This window comes from Devosia sp. WQ 349K1, assembly GCF_016595685.1.
Lineage (GTDB): Bacteria > Pseudomonadota > Alphaproteobacteria > Rhizobiales > Devosiaceae > Devosia.
Genome location: NZ_JAENGO010000001.1, coordinates 1,088,557 through 1,097,122 on the forward strand (window position 1 = coordinate 1,088,557; position 8,566 = coordinate 1,097,122).

The 8,566-nt window shown below is 59.0% G+C and carries 8 protein-coding genes; 7 read left to right on the top strand and 1 reads right to left on the bottom strand.

Features of this window, described 5'->3' with window-relative positions; translation table 11 throughout:
* Window positions 1-27: 27 nt before the first annotated feature.
* Entirely contained in the window at window positions 28-1,233 is a 1,206-nt protein-coding gene (locus JHL21_RS05160) for a PQQ-dependent sugar dehydrogenase (RefSeq protein ID WP_200212201.1), read from the bottom strand.
* 138 nt (window positions 1,234-1,371) lie between these two features.
* On the opposite strand from JHL21_RS05160, the gene JHL21_RS05165 reads away from it, so the two are divergent.
* From JHL21_RS05165 to carB, 7 genes are all read left to right on the top strand, one after another.
* Window positions 1,372-2,295, top strand: a complete 924-nt coding sequence (locus tag JHL21_RS05165) for a diacylglycerol kinase family protein (RefSeq protein WP_200212203.1) — start codon at window positions 1,372-1,374, stop codon at window positions 2,293-2,295.
* A complete protein-coding gene (locus tag JHL21_RS05170; protein WP_200212205.1) occupies window positions 2,292-3,122 on the top strand; it encodes a metallophosphoesterase in 831 nt (276 codons plus the stop codon). Before JHL21_RS05165 ends, JHL21_RS05170 begins: the two co-directional genes overlap by 4 nt.
* 94 nt (window positions 3,123-3,216) lie before the next feature.
* Entirely contained in the window at window positions 3,217-3,870 is a 654-nt protein-coding gene (locus JHL21_RS05175; RefSeq protein WP_200212207.1) for a SatD family protein, read from the top strand.
* Window positions 3,870-4,307 carry a hypothetical protein gene (locus JHL21_RS05180; protein ID WP_200212208.1) on the top strand — a complete coding sequence of 146 codons (438 nt, stop codon included), beginning with the start codon at window positions 3,870-3,872 and terminating at the stop codon, window positions 4,305-4,307. The genes JHL21_RS05175 and JHL21_RS05180 overlap by 1 nt, the downstream gene beginning before the upstream one ends.
* A gap of 32 nt (window positions 4,308-4,339) precedes the next feature.
* Window positions 4,340-4,582, top strand: a complete 243-nt coding sequence (locus JHL21_RS05185) for a hypothetical protein (protein WP_200212210.1) — start codon at window positions 4,340-4,342, stop codon at window positions 4,580-4,582.
* Window positions 4,575-4,913, top strand: a complete 339-nt coding sequence (locus JHL21_RS05190) for a hypothetical protein (RefSeq protein WP_200212212.1) — start codon at window positions 4,575-4,577, stop codon at window positions 4,911-4,913. Before JHL21_RS05185 ends, JHL21_RS05190 begins: the two co-directional genes overlap by 8 nt.
* Before the next feature lie 179 nt (window positions 4,914-5,092).
* Window positions 5,093-8,404: a carbamoyl-phosphate synthase large subunit gene (gene carB, locus JHL21_RS05195; RefSeq protein ID WP_200212214.1), complete on the top strand. Its 3,312-nt coding sequence runs from the start codon at window positions 5,093-5,095 to the stop codon at window positions 8,402-8,404.
* The last annotated feature ends 162 nt before the right edge of the window (window positions 8,405-8,566 follow it).

Genomic DNA, 8,566 nt, shown 5'->3' on the forward strand with positions numbered 1-8,566 from the left:
TATGGCCGCGCTCCGATCTGGCGGGCGTTAGTCGCCCTGGCTAATCCGCACGATTGTCGAGCCACCGCCCTCAGTCACTGCATAGATCGCCCCATCAGGCCCGACCTTCACATCGCGTACACGCGCGCCGACAGGAATGCGCTCTTCGTGCTTCACCCGGTCGCCATCCATGTGCAGCACCACGACGGCCTTGCCCACAAGCCCGCCCACCAGAAATGCGCCATCCAGCTCGGGGAATTCATTGCCTTCATAATAGGCCATGCCTGAAGGCGCGATCACCGGGTCCCAATAATAGACCGGCTGCTGGGTTTCCGCGTCCGCGGTCACACCCTGCCCAATGGCTTGCCCTGAATACTCGACGCCGTAAGCGACATCCGGCCAGCCGTAGTTGAGCCCAGCTTCGGGCAGGTTTAGCTCATCGCCACCGCGCGCGCCGTGCTCCACGACCCACAGCCGGCCTTCGCCATCAAGAGTTGCCGCCTGCGCATTGCGATGCCCAAAGCTCCAGATCTCCGGCAGTGCCCCCTCAACGCCAAGCAGCGGATTATCCGCCGCCGCCTTGCCCTCACCATCGATCTTGAACACCTTGCCCAGACCGCTGGCGAGTTCTTGCGCTTGCGGTCGCATCGGACGATCAGACCGCTCGCCAACCGTTACATAAAGCGACCCATCAGCGGTTGGCACGATGCGCGAGCCGTAGTGCTTATCCCCGTCATAGCTTGGGGTTTGACGGAAGATAACGTTGACGTCTTCGAGCACTGCGCCGCCCTTGTCATCCGCCACCAAAACCGCCGAGGCGACACTGGTCCCGTTGCCATCGCTCCTCGGCTCGGCAAACGAGAAGAAAATCCGCCCCGAGGTTTCAAAATCATAAGCCAGCGCCACGTCGAGCAATCCGCCCTGCCCACGTGCATCAACCTCCGGAACGCCCGCAATCGGCGCACTCACCGTCCCATCGGGCGCAACAATATGCATCGCGCCTTCTTTGGCCGTCACCAGCATGCGCCCATCGGGCAAAAATTCCATGGCCCAGAGATGCGGCAGCCCCTGCGCAATCACCGTGCTCTTGGTCTTGAGCAAGTTGTCGGGTTGGGTCGCGCGCGTCTGGCCTTCAAACGCTGGCACCTGCCCACGTCCATTTGCTTCCCCGACCGGAACAGGTTCGCCCTGTGCCATCGCACCAGCAACCATCAAGGCCCAGACGGACGTTATCGCCACGATCTTTTGCACCATCTCGTACTCTCCTTAAGTGTTGTTCGATCAGTATAACTGATCTGTGCCCGCTTCGTTCAACCACGCGTCTGCAACGGGATCGCGACTGACGCGTTGACCTGCAAACACATTCGCCGAGAGCACGGGGCGCCCTTCTGCATGTCTGAAAATCGCTATCACGTCATTCTCAATGCCAATTCTGGCACCGCTCATTCCTTAGGTGTCACCAAGGAATCCCTCCAAGCCCTCTTTGAAAGCCACGGCCTCAACGCCGAGATCGACGCCGATTCCGACAAGGATTTTGGCGATCGTATGAAAGCGGCTGTCGACAGTCCCGCCAATATTATTGTGGCCGCTGGCGGCGATGGCACCATCACCGGACTGGCTGACGTTATTATCGAGACTGACAAAGCGCTCGCCATTCTCCCGCTTGGCACCGTCAATGCCCTCGCCAAAGACCTCAATATTCCGCTCGATCTTGAAGAGGCTGTGGCCGCCTTGGCCACCGGCCATCCCATGCAAATCGACGTCGGCGAGGTGAATGGCAAAGCCTTCCTCCATAAGGTCGTCGTCGGCGTCATCCCCGGCATGGCCGCCGCGCGCGAGCACATCCGCGGCAGCGACGATCCAACCGCCAAAGTTGGCCTTATCCGCTATATGTTCCGCCGTATTCAGCGCGCCAAACGCATCGCTGTGGTCTTTGAGCGCGCCGACGGTTCCCGCACCATCGAGCGTTTGCACTCGCTGGCAGTCTCGTCCAACGCCTATGACCAGGGGCTCGGACGCTTCTTCTCACGCTCCAAGCTCGATCAGGGTTTTTTGACCCTTTACACCCTGCGCCACTTCCGCACCTGGGACTTTTTCCGCCTCGTGTTCGGCATGATGTTTGGCAAGTGGCAGAGCGATCCGGAGCTAAATATCGAATCCATGCAATCGCTCACCGTCGACTTCCGTAAGCCGCAGATGCAGGTGATGTTTGATGGCGAAGTCATGCTGCTCGACACGCCCATGAAGTTCACCATCCGCCCCTTGGCCCTAACCGTCATCGTGCCTGAAACTGTATCGACTGAGATCGCCGCGTGAAAATCCTTCATATCTCTGACCTCCACTTCGGCAAGCATGACCCCGTTCTTGCCGAAGGCTTTGCCGACGACATCAACGCGCAAAACCCCGATCTGATTGTCGCCAGCGGTGACTTCACCCAGATCGGCACCAAAGAAGAATTCATTCAGGCGCGGGTCTTTCTCGACAAACTGAACGCGCCGATTTTCGCCGTTCCGGGCAATCATGACGTGCCCGCCGTCAATTTCGTACGCCGTTTCCTCGATCCCTATGGCCTATATAAGCGCTATATCTCGCGCCAGCTTGAGCCCTTCCTCGAAATGGATGGCGTCGCCATCTTGGGCATGCGTACCTCGCGCCGCTTCCGCCTCGAGTGGAATTGGGGCCACGGCACCATCTCCCGAAACCAACTCGCGGATCTCGAAGCCCGCTTCTCCCGCGCGTCCCCGCATGCGGTCCGCGTGATTGTCGCCCATCACCCCCTGCTCTATCCCACCGAGCAAATGGCACAAAAAGAAGCGCGCACCGTCAAACGCGCCGACGACGCCCTCATGCGCTTTTCCGAGCTTGGGGTCCGCCTCGTCCTCTCCGGCCACTTTCACCTGTCATATGTGCGCAAGCACGAGTCAGCCTCTAAAAGCCGCGAAGGCGAACCGATCGGCGTCAGCAAATCCACCGCCGCGCCCATCCTTGTCGCACAAGCGTCCTCGGCTATTTCCACCCGCCTGCGCGGTGAGCCAAACGCCTATAATCTGATCGACATCACACCCGATCAGATCACGGTCACCGTGCGTGAATGGCGCGACGGCTCCTGGATCACACGCGACAAGGCCTCCGAGCCTGTCTAGTCCGAACCAATATTGGTTCAATTTAGAGAACTGAACTCATTTCAGTTCATCTTTCTATCTTGAACCATTTTCAGTTCACAGGCATGTTCAGCGGATGGATATTGTTCGCGCGCCAACCACCGCTGTTCTGATGGGCGACATCGTCAACAGCCGCGACCGGCACACACCGGCCCGGCTGCACGCCTTGTTCAATGATGCCGTCACTGCTGCCAATCAAAACAATGGCGCCGACATTCTCTCCCCGCTCACCATCACCTTGGGGGATGAATTTCAGGGCATCACGACCTCATTGACCACAGCGGCCACCATCGCGCGCCAATTGCGTCTGGACCTGCTCCAATCTGGGATCGATTGCCGCTTTGTCATCGGCCAACTGCGGCTGCAAACCCCCATCAACACGAGCATGGCGTGGAACATGATGGGCGAAGGCTTGGCACGCGCCCGCTCCAAACTCAACGACAAGCAAACTGGCCTCTTCTACCGCGTCGCCCTGTTTGATGATCCCACCCATGAGATCCTGTTCGACGCCCTATGCCTGAGCCTATCCACTATAGAAGCAGACTGGACCGACATTCAGGCCCAAACCGTCGCGCAAACTCTCGCGGGGAGCAGCGTTGAGGATATTGCCACACGTCGCGCAGTCACGACACGCAACGTTTACAAGACCCTCAAAAGCGCTAAGCTCGACGTCTATACGACCCTATGGACCGCGCTGCTGACCGGGTTCACCAAGATTGAGGAGCCATAATGGACACCACAAGGATTGCCATTTCGCTGGTTTCCCTTGGCACATTCCTTGTCATCCTCACTTTCTTCGGCAATCTCTTCTGCAAATGGGTGCTGGCTGTCACCCACGTCACGCCCCTCCCGCAGGGGGCTACCGAAACTGGCGAGACCCAGCACAAGCGCAACACCGCAGGGCGGTGGATCGGCGCGGTTGAACGCCTGATCATCGCTTTTGGCATAGCCCTTTCAAGCACCGAGATCATTGCGGCCGTTGTCGCAATCAAGGCCATCTCGCGCTTTCAGCAAATGGACAACAAGGACTTCGCGGAATACGTCCTCTTGGGCAGCCTCTGCAGCGTTCTCTGGGCTATCGTCTGGACAGCTATCGTTCTGTCCATCGACGCAGCATGGGGCGCAAATCTGGTCGCCCTCTGGCTCCACCAGATCACAGCGCCATAACGCCGCCGCATTGCGCCCCCAGCCTACCGCCTATGCGCCTACCGCTTACGCTCCTCGCCATGCTTCTGGTTCTGCCCATGCTCCCCGCATCAGCGCAGAGCCAAACCGAATCCATTGAAGCGCAGCTCTGCCGGAATCAGCTCGACCTCCTCCTCACGCGTGAAAAGCTGACCCAAGATGAGGAGGCGGTGTTCAATGCCCAATGCGATTGCCTTGAAGAACAAGCAAAATCCAGTGATCCAGAGCGCCAAGCCTGCGCGCAGGCGCATGACTAGCCCTAGGGGCACCATCCTCCTGTCAGCCTTGATCTTTCTGCCCTTTACCCTCGTCCCCAGCGCGACATTTGCGCAGTCCGACTGGGGGAGCCGAAAATGCGAACTATACGAAAACGCTTGGGCCCGCGCCCTCTCCAGCACCCCAAACAACGACATCAATGACAGTTTCCGCGCGGCTAACGAGACCTTCATAGCCGCGGGCTGCACTGAGAAAATTGCCGCCTGCCCTCGCTCCAACGATGAACGGGAACTGGCCGATATGCTCACCATCGCCATGCTCAATGAAGGCGCTGCCAGCACCTTCCTTCCCTTTGCCTGCGACGATGAATAAGTGCCGCTCCCTCTTCCCTTCTGCGCCCTCTTAAGTTAAACCGCCCACCTAACCACCATGTTCGGCCTTTATGCCCCGTGCCGCAGTGCTCAACTGCTGCGCGGGTTTCGCGCGGACGGGTGTGTCCGGGCGATTCTCCTCGCCCGCGTCCTGATAGAAACGACAGCAGAGCGAGTCCCATGCCGAAGCGTACCGACATTAAATCGATCCTCATCATCGGCGCGGGGCCAATCATCATCGGACAGGCGTGCGAGTTTGATTACTCCGGCACTCAGGCCTGTAAAGCGCTCAAGGAAGAGGGTTACCGGATTATTCTGGTCAACTCGAACCCAGCGACGATCATGACGGACCCAGATCTCGCCGACGCAACCTATGTTGAGCCGATCACCCCAGAAGTGGTCGCTAAAATCATCGAGAAAGAGCGCCCCGACGCGCTCCTGCCCACCATGGGCGGTCAGACAGCTCTGAACTGCGCACTCTCGCTGCGGAAGATGGGCGTTCTCGACAAGTACAATGTCGAAATGATTGGCGCGACTGCTGACGCCATCGACAAGGCAGAAGACCGCGAGCGTTTCCGCGATGCGATGAAGAAGATCGGGCTTGAAACCCCGCGCTCCATGCTCGCGCACAACACCATCGAAGCCCTGCAGGCTCTCGAAGTGATCGGCCTTCCAGCCATCATTCGTCCATCCTTCACCATGGGCGGCACCGGCGGCGGCATTGCTTACAACCGCGAAGAATACCTCGCGATCTGCGAAAGCGGCATCGACGCTTCGCCGACCAACGAAGTCCTGGTTGAGGAAAGCGTCCTCGGCTGGAAGGAATACGAAATGGAAGTTGTCCGCGATAAGAAGGACAACTGCATCATTGTTTGCTCGATCGAAAACCTCGATCCAATGGGCGTGCACACCGGCGACTCCATCACCGTGGCTCCTGCCCTCACCCTCACCGACAAAGAATACCAGATCATGCGCGACGCCTCCTTGGCTGTTCTGCGCGAGATCGGTGTTGAAACCGGTGGTTCGAACGTTCAGTTCGGCGTGAACCCAGCTGATGGCCGTATGGTCGTCATCGAAATGAACCCACGCGTATCGCGTTCGTCCGCTCTGGCATCGAAGGCCACTGGCTTCCCGATTGCTAAGGTCGCAGCGCGCCTCGCCGTTGGCTACAGCCTCGACGAATTGGACAACGACATCACCGGCGGCATGACCCCGGCGTCGTTCGAACCAACCATCGATTACGTCGTTACCAAGATCCCACGCTTTGCCTTTGAAAAGTTCCCGGGCTCCGATCCACGCCTGACCACCGCGATGAAGTCGGTTGGTGAAGCCATGGCTATCGGCCGTACCTTCCAGGAATCGCTCCAGAAGGCTCTCCGTTCGCTCGAAACCGGTCTCACCGGTCTCAACGAAATCGGCATCCCAGGCATGGGCGAAGGCGAAGACAAGAACGCCATCAAGCAGGCGCTTGGCACCCCAACCCCAGATCGTCTCCTGCACGTGGCTGAAGCCATGCGCTTTGGCATGTCCAACGAAGACATCCATGAAGCGTGCAAGATCGACCCTTGGTTCCTCGAACAGATGCGCGGCATCGTCGATATGGAAAACAAGGTCCGCGAACTCGGCCTGCCATCGGACGCTGCGAACCTGCGCACCCTCAAGGGCATGGGCTTCTCGGACGCACGCCTTGCCGAACTGGCAGGCACCAAGGCCGCCGACGTGCGCAAGCTCCGTCACGACCTTGCTGTTCGCCCGGCCTACAAGCGCATCGACACCTCGGCTGCCGAATTCGCCTCGCCAACCGCTTACATGTACTCGACCTACGAAACCCCGTTCAACGGCAAGGTCGAAGACGAAGCGCGTCCATCCGATCGCAAGAAGGTCGTCATCCTCGGCGGTGGTCCAAACCGTATCGGTCAGGGCATCGAGTTCGACTATTGCTGCTGCCATGCTGCCTTTGCGCTGGCTGACGCTGGCTATGAAACCATCATGGTCAACTGCAACCCAGAAACGGTTTCGACCGACTATGACACTTCGGACCGCCTCTACTTTGAGCCGCTGACCGAAGAAGACATCATCGAAATCCTGCTCACCGAAAAGCAGAACGGCACGCTGCACGGCGTTATCGTTCAGTTCGGTGGCCAGACCCCGCTGAACCTTGCAGAAGCTGTGAAGAAGGCCGGTGTTCCGATCCTGGGCACCCAGCCAGACGCGATCGACCTTGCTGAAGACCGCGATCTCTTCTCCAAGCTCCTCAACAAGCTTGAGCTGACCCAGCCAAAGAACGGCATTGCCTATAGCCTTGAGCAGTCCCGCCTCGTTGCGGAACGTCTCGGCTACCCACTGGTGATCCGTCCGTCCTACGTTCTCGGCGGCCGCGCTATGGCCATCGTCAACTCCTCGGCTGAGTTCGAACGCTACATTCAGGATACGCTCTCGGGCCTCGTCCCGCCTGACATCCTGCGCCGTTACCCGAACGACAAGACCGGCCAGATCAACTCTGTCCTCTCTGACAACCCACTGCTGTTCGACGCATACCTTCAGGGCGCGACCGAAATCGACGTGGATTGCCTCTGCGATGGCGAAGACGTCTTCGTCGCTGGCATAATGGAGCACATCGAAGAAGCTGGCATTCACTCCGGTGACAGTGCTTGCTCGCTGCCATCCCGTACGCTCTCGGAAGAGACCATTGCTGAACTCAAGCGCCAGACCCGCGCGCTCGCTCTTGAGCTCAAGGTCGGCGGCCTGATGAACGTTCAGTACGCCTACAAGGACGGCACGATCTACCTGATCGAAGTGAACCCACGCGCTTCGCGTACTGTTCCTTTCGTGGCCAAGGTCATCGGCGATCCAATCGTCAAGATCGCAGCCCGCATCATGGCAGGCGAAAAGCTTGCGTCCTTCGGCCTGCAAGAAAAGGTCCTCAAGCACGTCGCCGTTAAGGAAGCCGTGTTCCCGTTCAACCGCTTCGCTGGCGTTGACACGGTACTTGGGCCTGAAATGAAGTCGACCGGTGAAGTCATTGGCCTCGACACCAACTTCGCGATGGCTTTTGCCAAGTCGCAGCTCGGTGCCGGCCAGAAGGTCCCAACCTCGGGCAAGGCGTTCATTTCGGTTCGCGATAGCGACAAGCAGTACATCGTTGATCTGGCCCGCCAGCTCGTCGAAAACGGCTTCGAAATCCTCGCCACCGGCGGCACACAGGCCTACCTGGCTGAAAACAATGTTCCAGCAACCAAGGTCAACAAGGTCTTGGAAGGTCGCCCACACATCGTCGATGCGATGAAGAACGGTTCGGTTCATCTGGTGATCAACACCACCGATGGCGCCAAGGCAATCAGCGACGGCCGCGACATCCGCCGCACCGCGCTTCTGGCCAAGATCCCGTACTACACCACCATCGACGGCGCGATGGCAGCAGTTGAAGGCATCATCGCCTACTCCAAGGGCAACCTTACGGTTCGCCCACTGCAGGACTATTTCACCGCCTAATCCGCGCGAAACCCCAATCCGAAAAGGCCCGCCCCGCGCGGGCCTTTTTTTTATGCCCAGCGCTCACCGCCCTTCACCTCTCCCTTCGGGGGAGAGGTCGGCCCTCTTGGGCCGGGTGAGGGGGCCTTCCACATCCCCATCCACAACCCCCACAGCAACACA

Bases quoted from the DNA above. Each gene is read 5' to 3' on its own strand.
- JHL21_RS05185 (WP_200212210.1), top strand. From the start codon at position 4,340: ATGCGCCTACCGCTTACGCTCCTCGCCATGCTTCTGGTTCTGCCCATG.
- carB (WP_200212214.1), top strand. From the start codon at position 5,093: ATGCCGAAGCGTACCGACATTAAATCGATCCTCATCATCGGCGCGGGG.
- JHL21_RS05175 (WP_200212207.1), top strand. From the start codon at position 3,217: ATGGATATTGTTCGCGCGCCAACCACCGCTGTTCTGATGGGCGACATC.
- JHL21_RS05190 (WP_200212212.1), top strand. From the start codon at position 4,575: ATGACTAGCCCTAGGGGCACCATCCTCCTGTCAGCCTTGATCTTTCTG.
- JHL21_RS05160 (WP_200212201.1), bottom strand. From the start codon at position 1,233: ATGGTGCAAAAGATCGTGGCGATAACGTCCGTCTGGGCCTTGATGGTT.
- JHL21_RS05165 (WP_200212203.1), top strand. From the start codon at position 1,372: ATGTCTGAAAATCGCTATCACGTCATTCTCAATGCCAATTCTGGCACC.
- JHL21_RS05180 (WP_200212208.1), top strand. From the start codon at position 3,870: ATGGACACCACAAGGATTGCCATTTCGCTGGTTTCCCTTGGCACATTC.